Here is an 18,655-nt window from a genome sequence, read left to right on the forward strand (position 1 = left end):
GGAAGGACAAGAGTATGAAATGGATCGCCGGGCTTTTTCTGGCCCTGACGATGTCCGCCTTTGCTCACGCTCAGGAGGCTTCACGACCGCAGAAGGTCGACGATCTGGTGCGGCTGTTGCAGGATCCGGAAGTTCGGTCATGGCTGGAGAAAGCGCCCGGCCCGTCGTCGATAGCCGTCGAGGAGGTGGACGCCGGGCTGGCGACATGGGAGGCGGCTACGCGCAGCCGGATTGATGGCGTCGTTCAGGTAATCCCAAGGATTCCCGGCGAGTTCATGGCGGCAGCTTCTCGCACGAGGGCGAACGCCCTGTCCCACGGAAAGCTGCCGGTGTTCGTCGTCTTCCTTGGGCTGACGGCGGTCGGATTTTTCGCCGAGCGGATGTTCGCGCGGTCGAGACGACGCGCTGAAGGGCTGCAGGAACGCCTGCTGGCGATCGGCGTCTTCGCGGTGGCCATGGGCGCGGTCTTCTTCGCATTCGACTGGCCCGCCCTTCCACGCATCGTCCTCCTCGTGTCGCTGCTGGCGCTCGTCGCCTACCGAACGATCTCCGCGCTTCTCGATGCGGCGGTGCTGGCGTCTTCCGTCCGCAGGCGGGCGAAGGTCTTTGCGGGAGTTGCCGTAGTCGCGGTTGCCGCCGCAAGTCTTGGCCTGCCCTTGTCGATCGACCCGGCGGCTACGGAGGCGATCTCGTTCTGCTTTTCGATCGCCCTCCTCGCTTTGGCCGTCGAGGGCGCCGTCTCCTCGTCCGGGAGGACCCTTCCCACGCGCATATCGCTATGCCTTGCCTTCGTCGTCATCTGGGCGCTCTGGTGCGTCGGTCTGCACGGCCTGTTCTGGCTGGGAGTCTACGCGATGGCCCTGCCCACGGTGCTGCGCTTCACCGGTCAGGCGGCGGCCGAAGCGTTTCCTTCCGAACCTGACAGCATGAAGCGCGTCCTGCTTGTCCGTGGCAGCCGTGCCGTCGTAGTGGTGGCGGCTGCTGCATGGCTAGCCCTCGTCTGGCGGTTTGATCCGAACTCCCTGGTCCATAACAATCCTGTCGTGGCCGCGGTGTCCTACGGACTTCTGAAGAGCGTGGTCGTTCTGCTGCTCGCCGACCTCGCGTGGCATCTCGCTAGGTCGTGGATAGACAGACGGCTCACCGTTTCGTCCGGTGTCGCAGGCGATGCATCTCAGGCAGCCCGGCAGGGCCGGCTTCGGACGCTCCTGCCGATCTTCCGGAACATGCTCGCGGTCATAGTGGCGGTTGTCGCCGGCCTGATCGTGCTCGCGGAACTCGGCGTCAAGATCGGGCCGCTGATTGCGGGCGCCGGTATTTTCGGCGTGGCGCTCGGCTTCGGATCGCAGACGCTGGTGAAGGACGTCGTCAGCGGAATCTTCTACCTTCTCGACGACGCGTTTCGCGTGGGTGAGTACATCCAGGCGAAGAGCTACAAGGGGACCGTCGAGGGATTCAGCCTCCGGTCGGTGCGGCTGCGTCATCACCGCGGCCCGGTGTTCACCGTTCCGTTCGGCGAGCTCGGCGCCGTCGAGAACATGAGCCGCGACTGGGTGATCGACAAGTTTCGGGTGAACGTGAGCTACGACGCGGACATCGAGAAGGCGCGCAAGCTCGCGAAGAAGATCGGGGAGGAGCTGAAGTCCGATCCGGAACTCGGGCCGCTGTTCATCGAGCCGTTGAAGATGAAGGGCGTCGAGGAGTTCGGCGACTACGGCATCGTCCTCAGCTTCGCGATGACCACTGTGCCGGGCATGCAGACCTACATCCGGCGCAAGGCATACGCGAAGATCCGCGAGGCGTTCAAGGCGAACGGCATCGATTTCGCGACGCCGTCGGTCCAAGTCGGCGGCGATGCCAGGGACAGCGCAGCGGCGGCCGCGACGGCGCTCCGGGCGGAGCAGGCCAAGGGGCTGGCGGAGGAGGGTTAGTTGGCATAGTTGTGGTAGGGAACGACCTCCGCCCTCGCGGATCACGCCTGGCCGACCATGCTTGGTAACAGGCTGTGCCGCCTGGGCTGATGGGGCGTCTGTCGGGCCTGGCGTCTGCTTCGAGAGACCATCGCCCTGAAGGTCTCATGCCCGGCACTGAGGACTTCGCCCAGCGAGTCATCAAATAGTAATACAATATTGCGGAACTTAAAACCGACGCCGTCGTTGTGCCATCATGTCTGAAACGTATAAAACAACCACAGCAGGAATCATCGAGCGCGATACCTTGAAACGCTTGGGACCACATTTGCGTGGCCTACCAGACTTCGCATTGCCCGCCGACTCCGAAGACGTTTTCGGTGACTTCCTGAAAAAACTAGACGCTGTTGCGAGAGAGAACCAGGAACCAAGGCCTTGAGGTTGTACCTCGCCGAGTTATCAGCGTTAAATCGTGTTGAATGAGGACAAAACTTGGTGGCTAAAGTCGAGCTGGTGAGCGACAACTCTGATGTCGCTCGGATGGCACGAACCGATGCCAAGATCCTTGCGGCGATCTCGGGAAACAAGTGAATACGCTTTGTATCGCTGCGACGGCTGGGCGGCATGAGCGCGGCGGATGATCGCGAGCTTTTTCCACCTGCCTGGAGCGCCGGCATGCAGTCAGTCTGTTGGCGGCAGGGCGTCCAACCAGGCGGAAACAGTTTCCAGAGTTCGTTTCTCCTGGTCTGCTTCGAGCGAGAACCCACGACGGACGGTATCTTTCGAAGCGTGGGCTTCGACCACGCCGATGCTATTGCCGAGGCCGTAACCGCCGTGGGTGACGAAGGGGACGACGGGCTTGCCCGTCAGGTCGTGCGCCACAAGGAACGAGCGGATCACCGGCGGAGCGGTCATCCCCCAAATAGGAAACCCTAGGAAGACCTCTTCATAGGACTGAATGTCGGCGACGATTTGCTTGAGCGGTGGCCGATAACCGGATTCCGTCTCTGCGGCAGCCTGCGCGACGGTCGCTTGGTAGTCTTCCGGATAGGGCGTGGCTGGGTTGATTTCGAAGAGCGTCGCATTGCGGGCTCGCCGGATCTGGTTGGCGATCACACGCGTGTTCCCGGTTCGGGAAAAGTAGGCGACTAACGCTCGAGGCTGGCGTGCCGCGAGCGCCTGCGCCTTGGGAAGGATCACTCCGGCGGCGGTCAGAAACATTGCTTGCAGAAGGGCGCGTTTGGGGATTGTGGGGCTCACTCTCCGCCTCCTTGCTCAGGTCTCATATCTATAAAGTGCAGCACGATTGAACGGATCAATCTTCAAGGTCGTAACCTCTCTGAGGGCATCGCCTCTCCAATCCGGGGCCGTCTCGCACGTTGCATCGACCAGCATCGTCGTTCTGGTCGTTGTGTCGTACGGCTTCCATTCCGGCATGCGAGCGTTGTTTGGGTTTCCTGTCCTTGCAAAGCTTACGAAGGCCGACATGAGGTTCATCGACGTCTCCATGGCGTCGTCACCCGGACCGGTCATCTCCCCGGCCTCGTTGACGGTGCCGAAGGCGAACGGGATGTCGACTGCATGCGGCGATCCGAGCACGCCGTTCTGCCACGGGATCGTCCAGTTGAAATTATACATGTAGACTGGGGCCTGCTCTGTTGCGCCTGACTTGGTTTCCGCCGCACCGGTCAGCGGAAAACGGAATTGAACGTCGGAGGCGATGGCCACCAGGATGTCCGACGGCGTCATATCGGGAGACGCCTTCCGGTAGGCCGCCATAATGGCGTCGACCTTAGCGTAATCGATCTTGAACGCGGTCCGCAACCGCACGCGCATCTGCTCCTCCGTTAGCGTGAAGTTGCGCATGTCGCCCTGGAAGAACAGGCTGGCTTCGGTTTTGGTGCTGCCCAACAGCATTGGCACCTGGGCATGCATCGCCAGGCCTTCCGGGGTCATTGGACGGGCCACAATGTGCTTGCCGTCGATGACTGGCCGGGCGCCTTCGAACGAGGCAGCCACGGCGCGGATACGGGCGTCGAGCATGGTTTGCATCGGGCGGTTCGTCCTGGTTATACCAGCTGAACACAGGGCCGCTCATACCCGTATTGATCTGGGGGCTGAGAGAGCCATACTTCGTGGCGTCGCGCTCACCATGCCAGTCCGCTACCGGCTGCGGAGCTTTGAACCGGTTGGCTCCGGCCGTGCTTGCCGCGTACGGAATTCCCTTGAAGCTCAAGGCGCCCTTCGCCCGAGCCGGTTCTCGAAAACTTTCTCGACGAATACCCGGATGTCAAGATCGAGGTGAACGTTGATGCTACGCTGGTCGACCTCGTGGCGGAACGGTTCGACGCCGGCGTTCGCCTCGGCGAGCAGGTCGAGAAGGACATGATCGCGATGAGGATCGGCCCGGACCTGCGAATGGCGGTAGTCGGATCGCCTTCTTATTTCGACAAGCACGGGCGACCTGAAATCCCGGAAGACCTCACACGGCACAACTGCACCAACATCCGGATGCCTACATCCAAGAGGATCAACGCCTGGGAGTTCGAAAAGGGCGGCAAGACCGTCAACGTCCGGGTCGGCGGGCAGGCCGTGTTCAATAGCGGCTCGCTACGGATGAACGCGGCGCTCGCCGGCGTCGGACTTTCCTACATGCTCGAAGACTATGCCAAGCCCTACATCGACGACGGACGCCTGGTGCGAGTGTTGGAGGACTGGTGCGAGCCTTTCGCGGGATACCACCTGTACTACCCCAGCCGGCGGCAACACTCTCCGGCGTTCGTGCTTCTCCTGAACGCTTTGCGGTATCGAGAGTAGGAGGGCGGCCTGCCTTTTTATTGCCGTGTCTTTGGAGGAAGAGCGCCACGCGACTTCATCCGCAGACGCAAGCGGCCGGCATCGCCGTCGGCCGAAACGTGACGAAAACAGCGCCGGCCCCCGAGTGCCACTGCGCCTGGATGGTTCGCATCCGCTTTGTTAGCAATTTATTGACCATAAGCTGGCTTTATTGAGCCTGATGGATGCGGAGATTCCCGCCCCGTCGTCGAGTGTTTGGTGTTGGACGGGATTGTTCGTGTTGAAGTACCCAGTGCAAGGATTATCGGGCGGAGCCTTGGGCGGAATTGCCACGCTCCTGTCGCGTGCAAAACGCTTCGCAGCGCAGACCATTCTCCCGGCTCTGTTTGCGCTGCCGGCACTTGTCGGTTCTGCATCATTTGCCTCGGCGGAAGATCGGGCCCTGAAGCTGTTCTTTACCCATACGGGCGAGAGGGCCACGATTACCTACAAGCGGGACGGAAAGTTCGATCCAAAGGGCCTCGCCCAGATCAATCGGTTTCTGCGCGACTGGCGAAGGAACGAGCCCACCCGGATGGATCCCCGGCTGCTCGACCTGGTCTGGGAAGTGTACAAACGCAGCGGCGGCAAGGACTACATCCATATCGTCTCCGCCTATCGTTCCCCGAGCACCAACAACATGCTCCGCAACCGTTCGCGCAGCACGGGCGTCGCCAAGAAGAGCCAGCACATGCTGGGCAAGGCGATGGATTTCTACGTTCCCGGCGTGAAGCTTTCGGCGCTGCGTGCGCTGGCGATGCAGATGCAGGTCGGCGGTGTCGGATATTATCCGACCTCGGGATCGCCCTTCGTGCATCTCGATGTCGGCAATGTCAGGGCCTGGCCCCGCATGTCCCGGCAGGAACTCGCTCGAATATTCCCCAATGGGCAGACCATGCATCTGCCGGCCGATGGCCGGCCGCTGCCGGGATACAATCAGGCGGTTGCCAACCACAAGAAGCGCGGCGGCCCCACCTCGATCCAGATCGCCAGCACCGCTGGAGAAGACGAAGACGTGAGCGCGTCGACCAGGTCGAGCGGCGATACCACAGACAATAAACTCGTGACGGCGCTTCTGCCCACGCCGAAAAGCCGAGCATTGAATGCACTCGCGCTGCAGACCGGCGCCGCCCAGCGGGATGACAAACGGTCCGCTCCGGATCTTTCGTCTTTCCCGATTCCGATACCAGCGATGCGGCCGCCCGCCCTCGAGCACGACGCGGACGTGGATGACAAACTGGAGACTGCGTCGATCGGCCCAATTGATGTCCTTCCGGACAGGCCGACGTCTGCATTGCCGGCCTACGCCCGCTTCGAACCCCGCCTTGTTGCACACCCGGCCTCCAAGCAGGGCACGAACATGATCGCCTCCCTGCCCATGACCGCCTCCTGGGAAGAAGCAAATTTCTTTGGATCGACGTCCGACGCGGCGCTGATGAAATGGGCGCTGCATTCCCCCGGTGAAGTGATGGGATTGAGCGCGCCTCGCATTTCCCCACGCACGGTTCATCGTGAGGCGAATGTCGCGACATCCGGTGAGGTTATCATTCCGGTCGCCGCCCAGTTCGATGCCAACCGGCTTGCGTCGTCCCCGGAGGGCTGACCTCAATCGTCAAGGCTTGATGCGCAGCGCGAAGCCGGTCAGAAGCGCCAGAACGACCACGGTGAGAACCGGGCTGGCGGTCTCGATAAACGGGCGCCGCCGCCCAGTGCCAGAAGCCTGTGCGGCCGACTGGAATTTTTTATCACCTCCTAAACAATTGCCACGCCTTACGGGCGGTGCTCGCGCATCGGCCCGAAAATCGGAATCTATGCTCGGGAAAAATGAGGTAGATCCAATGTGTTAAAGCGTTGTCCAGGCGCTTGAAAAAAACGCGCAGGCGCCATAGTTTGGATTTTCGAACGACGACGACGATCGTTTCCGCGCGCGGGAAATTCAGACCAAAGTCCGATCCAATCCCGGACTTCGTGCCCATACTAAACGTTCAGTCGCTGTAATAACAATAATATATCTTAAGTAACGAGGCGCACTGATGTGAGAAGCGTATCAATTTCTGGCAGAGCCGGCTTCATTGGATCGCCTGTGACCGACTTCTACTTAGGAAGCGATGCCCGGAAACCGGTTGTTGTTGACATTCTTTGCACCGGATCTTTCGAAAATATAGCACCACATCAAGGCTCCCCGTTTCCACCGAGCGACGTGCTTTTCGATGAGCGACCTCAGCTCTGGATCCGGAACGCGTCGGAGAGGTTCTCGATACCATGCCAATTCCTTCAATCGAACCCGCATATGGTGGCGGCCGCCTCATGGAATGGATAGTCGATATTGGGCAGGTCGTGATGATCGCGCGCCGAGCATCTGTCGCATCCGGTCCCGGCGCGGCCACGCGTTATCGAGCGCGGCATCGGCGGCAACACCTTAAAGTAGGCAAATTTAAGAATTAACATTAATAAGCGAGTATTTCTTAGAAACCTTCTAAGTAATTGTCACGCATTACAGGTGGTGCTAATAAACAGGCACCTTATCTCAAGTCACGAGGCGCAATGCAATGAAAAGCGTATTGATTTCTGGCGGGGCTGGCTTCATCGGATCCCACTTGTGTGATCGACTTTTGCTGAGGAAAGACATTCAGAAGCTGGTCGTTGTTGACAACCTGTGGACCGGGCTTTTCGAAAATATCGCGCACATCAGGGACCCCCGTTTCCACTTCGTGAAATCCGACGTCGAGACACTGCAGACTTCTGAGAAATTCGATGAAGTCTACCATCTCGCATCCCCCGCATCGCCGCCGTGGTACATGAAGGAGCCGAAGAGGACGATTTCCGCGAACCTTCTCGGTGCGTTCCGGCTGCTCGATGTGCTGAAAAAGGGCGGGCGTTTCTGTTTTACCTCTTCCTCCGAAGTCTATGGCGATCCTTTGGTCTCGCCGCAGCCGGAATCCTACAAGGGCCAGGTGGACTGTACCGGACCGCGTGCGTCCTACGACGAAAGCAAACGATGCACGGAGTCGCTGCTGTTCGAGATGCAGCGCACCCAAGGGCTCGACGTCAAGATCGTTCGTCCCTTCAACATCTATGGCCCGCGGACACGGTCCGACGATGGTCGCGCGGTCTCCAACTTCATCACCCAGGCGCTTTCGGGTCGCCCGATTACCGTGTTCGGCGACGGCCTTCAGTCACGCAGCTGGGGCTATGTCGATGACATCGTCGATGGTTTCGCGCGATATTTCTGGATGAACGAAACCGACTATAAGGGACCTCTGAACGTCGGCAATGATCGCGAGATTTCGGTTCTCGAGGTCGCGCAATATGTCTCCAGACTTGTCGGCGGCGTGCCGATCGTCTTCGAGCCGTCACCGCCGCAGGACCCCACGAACAGACGGCCGGACTTGACCAATGCGCACTATGTCATGCCCGAATGGTCATGCAAAATCACCTACGAACAGGGCGTGGCGATGACTCTCGACTGGTTCAGGGACCAAATGAGGCACGCCGCGGAATAAACCATGTCGGCTTTCGAGACTCGCGTCTTGGATGCGCGCGGCGTATGTTCACGGTGCGATTGAGAGAGTGATGATGCGAGAAGCAATTCCGTCCGATCTGAAGGATATGAGTTTTCCCGTACCGATTCACTATCTCGATCTCGCCTCCTCTCGTCTCGATGCCGTTTCGCCCCCGATCGCCGATGGGCTCGTGGTCTTTCTGTCGGATGGCCTTCCCGTCGGACAGACCTATATCGAAAGGCCAGAAACGGCTGCCGCACTCGCCGAGCGTGTCGTGAGGCCCGAGACCCTCGAGCATGCGCGTCATGTCGCGCAAACCCCTGTGCGCAACCGCGACGTCAGCATTCTGATTTGCACCAAGGACCGGCCGGAGGAGCTACGTCGGTGCCTGGCTTCGATCCCCAAACAGTCGCTCAGCCCCATCGAGATCATCGTGGTGGATAATGCCTCCTCCGGTGATGCGACACGTCGTGTGGTGGAGGAATCGGGCGCAATCTATGTCCGTGAAGATCGGGTCGGGCTGGACTATGCACGCAACGCTGCGGTTCGTGCGGCGAGAACCGAATTCGTCGCGTTTACGGATGATGACGTCGTTCTCCACGAGCGGTGGCTGGAAAACCTGATGAAGGGGTTCGATCTGCCGGAGATCGCCTGCGTAACCGGGTTGGTCCTTCCCGGAGAACTCGCAACGCCTGCACAGTTTATCTTCGAAAAGCATTGGAGTTTTGGCAGGGGTTATCTGCGGCAGGATTTCGATCAGGATTTCTATCGACTGCATAGACGTTACGGCGCTCCGGTCTGGACGATCGGAGCCGGCGCAAGTCAGGCCTTCCGCCGCAAGGTCTTCGAGGAGATCGGCCTCTTCGATGTCCGCCTGGATATGGGCGCTGCCGGATGCTCGGGCGATTCCGAATACTGGAACCGGCTGCTCCATCATGGCCATGTCTGCCGCTACGAGCCGACAGCCGTATCCTGGCACTTTCACCGCAAGGATATGAAAGGGCTCGCCAAACAGATCTACCAATATATGAGCGGCCATATTGCGGCGCTGCTCGTCCAGTATCAGAATACCGGAAACGGCGGCAACCTCAGGCGCATCTTCATCTCCTTTCCGAAATATTATGCCGGACGGCTCCGCAAACGCCTGCGCAAAGGCGCGACGTCGCATGACTTCTTCTTGAAGCAGGAAATGCTCGGAAGCGTAAACGGCGCTCTATACGTTCTGCGGCGATGGAAGAGGCCCGCATGGTAATCGCCGCGATGCCTGACATTTCATTCCTCATCCCCGCCTACAATGCAGCCGATACGCTTGCCGAATGTCTTGCCAGCCTGCAGCAGCAGTCGCGATCGAACTGGCAGGCGGTCGTGGTCGATGACGGTTCGACCGACCGCACCTGGGAGCTTCTCGAGGCCATCGCAAGAACGGACAGCCGCATTCTCCCCGCCCGTCAGCCGAATGCGGGTGCGGCCGCAGCGCGAAACCACGCCGCAAGACTGGCATCCGCACCCCTGCTCTGCATGCTGGATGCCGACGACTGGCTGGACCCGACTTTCATCGAAAATATGCTGCCGGTGGCGGCCGATGCATCTCCACCTGATATCGCCTATTGCGCTTACCGCCGCGTTGCCCCGGATGGCCGGCTGATGCGGGTAGAGCAGCCTCCCATCCTGGCGGGCAATGTCGCCAAGCGTGAGTTCTCCTCCTTTTGTGCGCTTGCCATCCATACTGTCGTCTTTCCCAAAAGCCTTTTCGAACATCTGGGAGGCATGGATGAGACCTTGCAGACCGGTGAGGATTGGGATCTCTGGCAGCGCATGGCCTTTGCAGGCGCCGAATTTCGCCGTGTCGACGAGTGCCTGGCTTTCTATCGGATGAAAGCGGGCTCGCTCTCCGGCGATCCTGTCAAAATGGTGCGTGACGCCGTTCGCGTAACGACGAAGGCGCAGGCGCTCAGGATGCAGCAATGCCTGTCGGCGGAAGGGCCGGAGACAGGCTGGTTTACGCCCGCCCTCAGCCAGTTGCGCATGCTCGCCTGGGTCGTCTCGGCCAAGCTCGATCCGGCGACGGATGTTGCGGCCCTTGCAGCACTCCTGCCGGAAATGCCTGACGCCACAGGCTACGAGGGCTTTCTTGTCGACGTGATCATGCATGGATTGCAGACGGGACTGTTCAGCGATCGGCCGGACGATCTCATCGATGCGCTCGACAAGTGGCGGCCGACTTTTCTTGCGCTCATCCAGTTGATCGACCGGCATTCCTTCCCCGGCACCGGGCGGAAGATCATGGAGAACGTCAGTTGGCGGCTGACTGCCGCGAACCCTTTGCGTTCCTTCACGCTCGGCAATATCCAGGTGGTCAGCGTCGAACTCGGTGCGCTTTCCAGGATCCCCAAGGCCGGGAAAGCCGATACGCTCGTCATGCACGCTTTATCAGGCGGCCAGCATGTCGGCACCTTTGTCGGACCGCTCTGGGGCGATCTGTCGATCCGGGCGCAGATCAGGCTGATCATGCATGAGATCGAGGCGGGAGAGCACCTGCAAATGCCGCAAACGCTCGCCTATATCAGCTCCTGGACCAGAGAGGCGCTGCGCGGATACAGAGCCTTCGGCGGTCTCATCATCCGCAACGGCCGGCGGCGAGGACGTCTCGAACGGCTTTTGGTGCGTGTCGGACGCAAGGCCCTCCTTACCTGCGCGCCGAGTGATAAACAAGACAACGACGCCCGGCTGTCCGACATAATGCGGGATCTCCAGCGCGATCCGGCTCCGCGCTTTTCAGTTTCCTCCGGGCCGCAGCCGGAGGAAGGAAAGGCGGCTCCCCCCATTCGGTCGGAAGAAGAATATTGGGAACATATCTTCGAACGCCCCGATCCATGGAATTACGTCTCGGTCTACGAGCAGGTTAAATATGCGCAGACATTGAGCCTGATCCCGGAAGGGATCGAGAAGGCCCTCGAGCTCGCCTGCGCCGAAGGGATTTTTACCGAGAAGCTGACGCGAAAGGTCGGGCGGCTGACGGCGACGGATATTTCCCAACGGGCCATCGACAGGGCCGTCGAGCGGTGCCACGACCACCGCAACGTCGAGCTTCGCGTGCTCGACTTCGTCAGACAGGATCTTCCGCCTGAACAGGACCTCATCATCTGCTCCGAAGTCCTTTACTACATGAAGGATGAGGAGATGCTTGCGGCCGTCTGCCGCAAGATGGCCGCAGCGTTGAAGCCGAACGGCTACCTGATCACTGCCCACGCGCATATCCGTCAGGACGAACCCGCCCGGACCGGCTTCGACTGGGGCAATCCCTTCGGTGTCGGGACCATCAAACAGGTTTTGGCCGCACAGCCTGGGCTGGCCCTGGAAGGCACGATCGAAACCGAACTTTACGCTATCCACCGGTTCCGGAAAGGCCCCGTGGCCAATCCCGTCCTGCGGATCGAGGATCATGGGACCCCATTGGATGCGGATGTGGCAAAGCACATCATCTGGGGACCGGCCGGCGTTGAGCGCGAGGCGGCATGGACGACGGAAGTCACGACCTCGGTTCCCATCCTCATGTATCACAGGATCGCAGACGAAGGACCCGAGGCACTCCGGCGCTTTCGCACGCCGCCTGAAATCTTCCGCAAACAGATGCAATTCCTTCGGCGCCAGGGTTATTACGCGGTGACGGCGCAGACCCTGGCGGAGCTTCTGCGCAGCGGCAAGCCGATCCAGGGCCGGCCTGTCATGCTGACCTTCGATGACGCCTATATGGATTTCCTGACGGATGCCTTCCCGATCCTTGCCGAAAATGATTTCAGCGCCGAGGTGTTCGTGGTGACCGATAAAGTCGGCGGCCGGTCGGACTGGGATTCGGCCCATGGAGAGCCTGCGGCCCTGATGTCGTGGCCGGATATTCAGGAGCTGCACCAAAAGGGCATCAGCTTCGGCTCCCATCTTGCATCCCATACACCGGCCAGTGCGATTGATAACGAAGCCCTGCTGGCCGAAGCCATGCGATCGCGCAATGCGCTACAAAGCCAGCTAGGCACCTCCGTGGAATCGATCGCACTTCCCTATGGCGGGACAGACTTCAGGGTCCCGGGCATTCTGGCGCTTGCCGGTTACGGTGTCGGCTTCACGACACGGCCGGAGAAAGCCACATTTTCCGATAATCTCTTCGGCCTGCCACGCCTCGAAGTCCGCGGCGATCGTCCTCTCGAAGCCTTCCCTGAATTGATGGGCCTGCCGGGAGCTTATATCGGATGACAATATCATGACCGGCGCAACGGCCCCTCTCATCACCGTCGTCATACCGGCCTACAACGCCGAGAAGACGCTTGCCGAAACATTGCAAAGCGTCTCCAGCCAGTCCTATGACAAGCTCGAAATTCTTGTGGTCGACGACGGGTCGCGGGATAATACCTTCGATCTTGCGAGCGACTACAGCCTGACCGATCGCCGTGTCCGTGTTCTCCGCCAGGAGAATGGTGGGGTTGCGCGCGCGCGCAACCACGGCATCGAGGACGCACGCGGCCTTTATATAGCCCCCGTCGATGCCGATGATTTATGGCACCCTCGGAAAATCGAGCTCCAGCTCGAGGCACTAGGGAAATTTCCGAACGGACGTGGGGTCGCCTACAATTGGTATGCGGCGATCGACGAAAACGGCATCATTTTCGGTCATTCGCGGCCGGTCCTGCATCAGGGGACTATCTTCGAACCTCTGTTGCGGGAAAATTTCATCGGCAATGGCAGCACACCCTTGATGCCGCGGGCGGACATTCTTCGCTGCGGCGGCTATGACGCTGGCCTGCGTGACAGCGGGGCCGAGGGATGTGAGGATCTGAAACTTTATCTGGCCTTGGCCGAGACGCTGCCCTTCGCACTGGTCCCCGATTTTCTGACTGGTTATCGCTTCACCAAGGGAAACATGTCCAGCAACGCCTATCGGATGCTGAAGTCCCACGCCTTGGTGATGGCGCCGTTCATCGCCCGCTATCCACATTTTGAGCGTGATATCCGGACGGCTGAATTCAACACCGCTTCCTGGTATTTCAAAAAGGCGTTTCTCGACGACGATTATGCGCAGCTCAAAAAGCTGGCGCCGATGATGGTGAGCAAATACCCCTCACGCCTCGTCGTCCATGGCATGCAGCAGGGATGGCGGCTGGTAAAACGCCACGGCATGCGGATAGCGAGGCGCGCCCTGGGCAAGCCTCCGGCCCGACCCAAAATCCGCTTCGCCGCGGTCATCCCGCAAGCCGGAACAGCTTTCCGCGATCGATACGCCGGTATGCCGGCCAGGGAAGCGCCCAGCCCCATCGCTCAGCGGATGGTCGACAATGAATAGGTTTCGAAAGCCGCCTTCCGCTATGCCCGCAAGAGCCTACAACCTGGTCGTTGCGTCTCGGTTTCGCGAGCTTCTGCAACTCGTACCGGCGCTGCGGCTCAAGATGACCGTGATGATCATCCTGGGAATTCTTACCGGCTTCTCGGAAATGGTCGGCATCACCTTTCTGGTCAGCCTCGTCTTCCTTCTCGGGCAGCAAGGTCCCGTTTCCGGCTCCGCCGTCGCCTGGCTTCCGGCGTTTTTCGGCGGCATCGACCTCAGTCTTTCGAAGCCTGTCCTGATCGGCATTCTCATCGGCTCCATCCTGTTCCGGATTTTTTTGGGATGCGCCAATTCGCTCATTGCAAGTGCAGTGAACCACCGGATTAGCGACCGCATGCGAGACCGCCTCTACGCCAAGGTCTTGACCATGCCCTTCCAGCGCTTTCAGGACTATGAGCGCAGCGACCTGATCAACGTCATCGCGACCGAATCCTATGCGGTGTCGTCGGCGCATGCCAGCCTGGTACGCCTGGGCGTGAATTTCGGTACGATTGTGATTTTCGGCGTCGGCATGCTGGTCATGGCCTGGCCGATCGCCTTGCTCGCGCTCGCCTTCGGCTTCATCCATAATTTTACATTGGGTTTCTTTGCCGGTGCCTACCGTCGCCTCGGCTCCTCTGCCCTGGCTGCGGTGGAAGCCTTGACACAGTTGAGCTGGACAACGCTGCAGACATTGAAGGCCGTCAAAAGCTTCGGCCTCGAGAAGCGCCATCAGCAGCTCTTCGAAACGCTTTCCAACGACGTCGGCCAGACCTGGCGCCGGTCGGACTGGATGGGGGCGACGACCTCGCTTCTCAGCGAAATCCTGACCTTCGGGGTCATCCTGACGATCATTCTGTCCTCGGAATTCCTGCCGGTGGATTTCAAGGCGGCGCTCTCGGCCACCATCCTTCTTTACAGGCTTCAGCCGCATATCAAGGGATTTGATTCCCAGATTCTCAGCCTTTACGAGATGGAAGCGTCCCTGCAAAACGTACTGGCGCTGCTTTCAGAGAAGGATGACATCAAGCAGGCCGCGCAAGGGGAGAAGGTAAGCCGCCTGGCGGAAGCAATTGTCTTCCACAACGTCTCGTTCGCCTATGAGCGGGCGAACGCACCGGCGGTTCACGATCTCAGCTTCTCGATCAGGGCAGGCGAGACGACGGCTGTGACGGGGCCAAGCGGCTCCGGCAAAACCACAATCCTCAACATGATTCTCGATCTCAACCCGCCGACCCAAGGCCGGATCACGGTCGACGGCAGGGATCTGACAACCATCGACCGTTCCAGCTGGCTGCAACTGCTCTCCGTGTCGGGCCAGGACGTTGAACTGATGGAGGGCACGGTCCTCGACAACATCCGGTTTCGCCGCGATATCTCGGAGCAGGATATCCGCTGGGCGGCCGATGTGGCCTGCGCAACGGAGTTCATCAACGATCTGCCGTACGGCTTCGATGAATGGCTGGGCGACGAGGCGATCCGGCTTTCGGGCGGACAAAGGCAACGCATAGGCCTGGCGCGCGCGCTCGCCGGCCGGCCTCAGATCCTGCTGTTGGACGAAGCGACGAGCGCGCTCGACGAAGATACCGAGATGCGGGTGTTTTCGGCGATGAAAGAAGACGCCGGCAGAACGCTCATCGTCGTTAGCCATCGGCCCGCTGTCGCCAGGCTGATGAAGAATCGGATCGATCTCCGCCCCCCCGCTCCCACGTCGAAGCTCGGGTGACGGAGATGGATATGTCAACGATGTCCGGGATCCGGGTGGCCGTCGTGATCCCCGCCTATAACGCCAGAGACTACCTTGCCCAGACGCTCCAGTCCGTCAGCGGCCAGACCCACAAGGCGCTGGAGATCGTCATCGTCGACGACGGCTCGACGGACGAGACAGCCGCGATCTGTCGCCATTTTGCCTCAAGTGATCCAAGGATCCGGATTGTCTCGACTGAAAACCGTGGCGTCGCCGCGGCCCGCAACACCGGGATTGAAGCATCGAAATCCGACTATATCGCCTTCCTCGATGCCGACGACCTATGGCATCCGACCTATATCGAAAGAATGCTTTCGGCTCTCCATCCCCTGCCGGACACTTGGGGGGCGGTCTATGCTCTTCACCGTCTCATCGATCCCGAGGGATATTGCACCAGATCCGGTTCGTCACTGAACGCCAGGGACACCATTTTCACCCGTCATCTCGTATTCCGCTTCGTCGGCAATGGCAGCGGCTTCATGATTCGCCGCGCTGTCATTGAGAAGATCGGTGGCTACGATTCAAGTTATGCCAGGCAGGGTATCGGAGGATGCGAGGATTTCGACTTCGAACTTCGTACAGCCGAGCATTTCAAGATTGAGACGGTGCCGTTGGGTCTAGTGGGATATCGTATTCATACAGCAGCCATGTCTTCCGACAGGTCGCAAATGGCGCTATCGCTTCTGGCTGTGACCGAGCAATGTATCGCCCGCAATCCACAGCTTCCGACTTTTGTCGCCAATTACGCCCGCACGTCGGCGCATCTTTATGCATTTTCAAAATTTGCCGCTTTGAAAGATTGGCGCCGCGCCGCGACCTCGCTCAAGCACATTTATCATCATAGCCCAATGCTTGCTTCCGGCATCCTATTCAAATTGATCCTTTCAAAAGCCGACAGAGCCGCACGCAGAACATTGTCCAAAGCCTGGCCGGTCAGGGAACAAAAGAGAAAGAATTTCAGGAAATTCGAGGAGATAGACCCGCTTGTCCCATTGGTTGGGGGTTGGTCACACTTTAGGACGAAGGCATTGTTCAGGCGCTTGTCGGAGATCGATCGGTCCGGCGAATGCTCTGCTGCGACCTCGTCGCAGGAGGCTTGACGCCTGCCGGCTACACATCTGTTGGTGGCGCCAGCGCCGGCTACAGTTTTTCGCCCGGCTGCTCAAAAATCTAAAGGTTTAACAACCCTTCACTTCAATCGGCGTGGCGACTACCTCGCTACCTTCTATTACGAATTTTGATAATTAATCAGAATAGTAATTAGTAAAAAAGAGAACAAGTTATAAAAAAAGCAATCACCCCAATAATGATCTGTGACAATAGCGAGTTTTACTGTAATCATCCTTATGCACGTGCAAGCATTCTTAGCAGAGGACCCGTCACCCACCCCGGCGGGTCCTCGACTTTGCTTTTAGTTGGTTGCCAATGCGACAGCCGTTATCGCTGCTTCAGCATAGATAGATCGGCGATATTATGCTGTTGAGTTCGGTTTGATCAAAAATCTCCCATCATCGGTAAGTGAAGATCAAACTTCGGGTTCTCTTTTGTCAATATTCGAATATCGCCTCAATTCACCTCGGCGATCTTTTTCGATCTGCAATGAAGTTGCGGAGATAGAAATGTCGTCATCAAGTCAAGATTACTATCCGAAAGAATTTCATAAGTATCACTGCCGCAATTAAGAATAACAAATCAAATGATTACCATCATGTATAAATTTAATCGTCTTATAATTGATTTTTAAATACAACCATTATCTGAAATTAATAATTTTATCTTTTGATAAATTTTATCTTGATGCACCCAATTATCGATTTAAATTTATTGAGCATACATTTTCAAGAGCATCAGCATTACCTTCGACTTGGGAACAGAAGATCTACCGAAAGCTACTTCTCCCGCCAGGCTCTCAATGACCCGGCAAATGCCTGCATCATTGGTGAGATTGGTCACCGCCGATGGCCCAACAATTCTGGGACCGCCGCGAGGAGAAAAGTTGCCGACGCAAAACACAACTGCTGGACTGAAGTGTAATACATTGATAAATAAAGGGTATTTCTTATCTACCTACGACATGCACCGAACAGGTCGGCCAACAACATTCGGTCTGTCTTTTCAAAAGTCGGCATACGAGCCTGGGCTCGCCAATTGAAATACCGACACAAAACTCAACGATGTAAGACATGCCTGTCCTCTTTGACGAGCCTCCCGATACGATACAAGCGATTGCTCCGGGCGCAGTTGACCTGTCCTGATTCAACACGCGGAGGCCCGTGAGATGGCTGACCTGTGTCGAAATGGTCGCACCTCGTAAACGAATTAACCCTTCATAAAGCATTTGCTTGCTCAACTTATAATTTGTGTCATGGTCACTGTAAGTAGTGAGGGAGCCGACCTGATGAGTGATATAGCATCGCAGATTCCGGAATTTGGTTACGATGAGCGCGTGATGATCTGCCGGAAGCAGATCGAGAAGGCGGTCTATCAGTTCATTGCAAATACGAAGGTCGAGGGATGCGATCCGGCGGAAGTCGCAATGGCCATCGCAGACATCGCCGACGATTACATTCTGTTGCTGGCCCAGAAGCGCAACCTGACCCATTGAGATGAAGGGTCGGTCGTTGATCGGCTGGTCGTGCAGAAGACATTGAGTGCGAAATCGCGCCGCCTCCCTGCCCGGAGGCAACGTCAGCGAAGCTGCTTACCCCTCGCTTGAAACCATCCGTGAGACGGATTTCGAACAACTTCTGAATAAGGCGCCAGCGGCCGGAAACGAGCCGGGCTTCCCTAACAATTGACCCGAAGCGCCGAAGCATGGGCACCTACCAAGCGTGCGTTTCAGCGCGTTATCTCACCGCGATTGAAACAAACGGCCCCGTTCGATTGACGACTGCTCGGCTGCGCGCGACCACACGAATAACCCCGAAAATCGAAGCTGATTTTCAGGGTGATCGCGGGGTTGAAGTGATGGAGCGTTCTCGGCGCCTGTCGGACGCGCCGTACTAATGACTTCTCACACTCACTTGCGGAACCGGGGAGCTCAATTCGGCCAGTTCCCTGGTCAAGCCCTCCCCAACCTCCTGCTTCACGGCCTCGAGCGCAAGGTCGAGGCAATTCGTCGCGAACGGCAGTTTGACGTCCTGAGCGACCTGCCGCGCATAGGCGATCATCCGCGCCAACGCGACGAGCTCTTCCAGACCGTCTTCCGCCCCTTGGTCTGCATCTATCTTGACAACCGATGTCACGCCCATGCCCCATTTCTCCAATGAATTGAAGAAATGATACGCGTGTGGAGGTGATCCAGCCC

General features: G+C 58.5%; 12 protein-coding genes and 2 pseudogenes. 10 read left to right on the forward strand and 4 right to left on the reverse strand.

The window, feature by feature from the left end:
- Window positions 1-14: 14 nt before the first annotated feature.
- Window positions 15-1,931, forward strand: coding sequence for a mechanosensitive ion channel family protein (locus BA011_RS14230; protein ID WP_065280947.1), 1,917 nt, complete (start codon window positions 15-17; stop codon window positions 1,929-1,931).
- 660 nt (window positions 1,932-2,591) lie between these two features.
- On the opposite strand, the gene BA011_RS14235 is transcribed toward BA011_RS14230, so the two are convergent.
- The 3 genes and pseudogenes from BA011_RS14235 to BA011_RS46540 all read right to left on the reverse strand — a co-directional run.
- A complete protein-coding gene (locus BA011_RS14235; protein WP_237352481.1) occupies window positions 2,592-3,170 on the reverse strand; it encodes a flavodoxin in 579 nt (192 codons plus the stop codon).
- A gap of 15 nt (window positions 3,171-3,185) precedes the next feature.
- Window positions 3,186-3,962: a carboxylesterase family protein gene (locus BA011_RS14240; protein WP_065280949.1), complete on the reverse strand. Its 777-nt coding sequence runs from the start codon at window positions 3,960-3,962 to the stop codon at window positions 3,186-3,188.
- 100 nt (window positions 3,963-4,062) lie between these two features.
- Window positions 4,063-4,146, reverse strand: a pseudogene (locus BA011_RS46540) (carboxylesterase family protein); the annotation flags it as partial.
- Between the two features lie 17 nt (window positions 4,147-4,163).
- Between BA011_RS46540 and BA011_RS14245 the strand changes: the two are divergent.
- The 9 genes and pseudogenes from BA011_RS14245 to BA011_RS14285 all read left to right on the forward strand — a co-directional run.
- Window positions 4,164-4,727, forward strand: a pseudogene (locus tag BA011_RS14245) (LysR substrate-binding domain-containing protein); the annotation flags it as partial.
- A 199-nt stretch (window positions 4,728-4,926) separates the two neighbouring features.
- Window positions 4,927-6,348 carry a DUF882 domain-containing protein gene (locus BA011_RS14250; protein ID WP_065280950.1) on the forward strand — a complete coding sequence of 474 codons (1,422 nt, stop codon included), beginning with the start codon at window positions 4,927-4,929 and terminating at the stop codon, window positions 6,346-6,348.
- 946 nt (window positions 6,349-7,294) lie between these two features.
- Window positions 7,295-8,248 (forward strand): NAD-dependent epimerase/dehydratase family protein, encoded by a 954-nt coding sequence (locus BA011_RS14255; RefSeq protein WP_065280951.1) that lies wholly within the window; start codon window positions 7,295-7,297, stop codon window positions 8,246-8,248.
- Window positions 8,249-8,279: 31 nt separating this feature from the next.
- The gene (locus BA011_RS14260) at window positions 8,280-9,500 is read left to right on the forward strand and encodes a glycosyltransferase family 2 protein (protein ID WP_065280952.1); all 1,221 of its coding nucleotides are present in this window, start codon (window positions 8,280-8,282) and stop codon (window positions 9,498-9,500) included.
- The gene (locus tag BA011_RS14265) at window positions 9,494-12,496 is read left to right on the forward strand and encodes a trifunctional glycosyltransferase/class I SAM-dependent methyltransferase/polysaccharide deacetylase (protein WP_065280953.1); all 3,003 of its coding nucleotides are present in this window, start codon (window positions 9,494-9,496) and stop codon (window positions 12,494-12,496) included. Before BA011_RS14260 ends, BA011_RS14265 begins: the two co-directional genes overlap by 7 nt.
- Window positions 12,497-12,503: 7 nt before the next feature.
- Window positions 12,504-13,580: a glycosyltransferase family 2 protein gene (locus tag BA011_RS14270; RefSeq protein WP_065280954.1), complete on the forward strand. Its 1,077-nt coding sequence runs from the start codon at window positions 12,504-12,506 to the stop codon at window positions 13,578-13,580.
- On the forward strand, window positions 13,573-15,327 hold the full coding sequence (locus BA011_RS14275; RefSeq protein ID WP_065280955.1) for an ABC transporter ATP-binding protein: 1,755 nt from the start codon (window positions 13,573-13,575) through the stop codon (window positions 15,325-15,327). The genes BA011_RS14270 and BA011_RS14275 overlap by 8 nt, the downstream gene beginning before the upstream one ends.
- Window positions 15,324-16,448: a glycosyltransferase family 2 protein gene (locus tag BA011_RS14280; protein ID WP_065280956.1), complete on the forward strand. Its 1,125-nt coding sequence runs from the start codon at window positions 15,324-15,326 to the stop codon at window positions 16,446-16,448. The genes BA011_RS14275 and BA011_RS14280 overlap by 4 nt, the downstream gene beginning before the upstream one ends.
- A 1,298-nt stretch (window positions 16,449-17,746) precedes the next feature.
- On the forward strand, window positions 17,747-17,953 hold the full coding sequence (locus BA011_RS14285) for a hypothetical protein (RefSeq protein WP_003542083.1): 207 nt from the start codon (window positions 17,747-17,749) through the stop codon (window positions 17,951-17,953).
- A 397-nt stretch (window positions 17,954-18,350) separates the two neighbouring features.
- On the opposite strand, the gene BA011_RS14290 is transcribed toward BA011_RS14285, so the two are convergent.
- Window positions 18,351-18,599 (reverse strand): hypothetical protein, encoded by a 249-nt coding sequence (locus tag BA011_RS14290; protein ID WP_003542090.1) that lies wholly within the window; start codon window positions 18,597-18,599, stop codon window positions 18,351-18,353.
- Window positions 18,600-18,655: the final 56 nt, after the last annotated feature.

The sequence above is a fragment of the Rhizobium leguminosarum genome (genome assembly GCF_001679785.1).
In the GTDB taxonomy this organism is placed as follows: Bacteria; Pseudomonadota; Alphaproteobacteria; order Rhizobiales; family Rhizobiaceae; genus Rhizobium; species Rhizobium leguminosarum_R.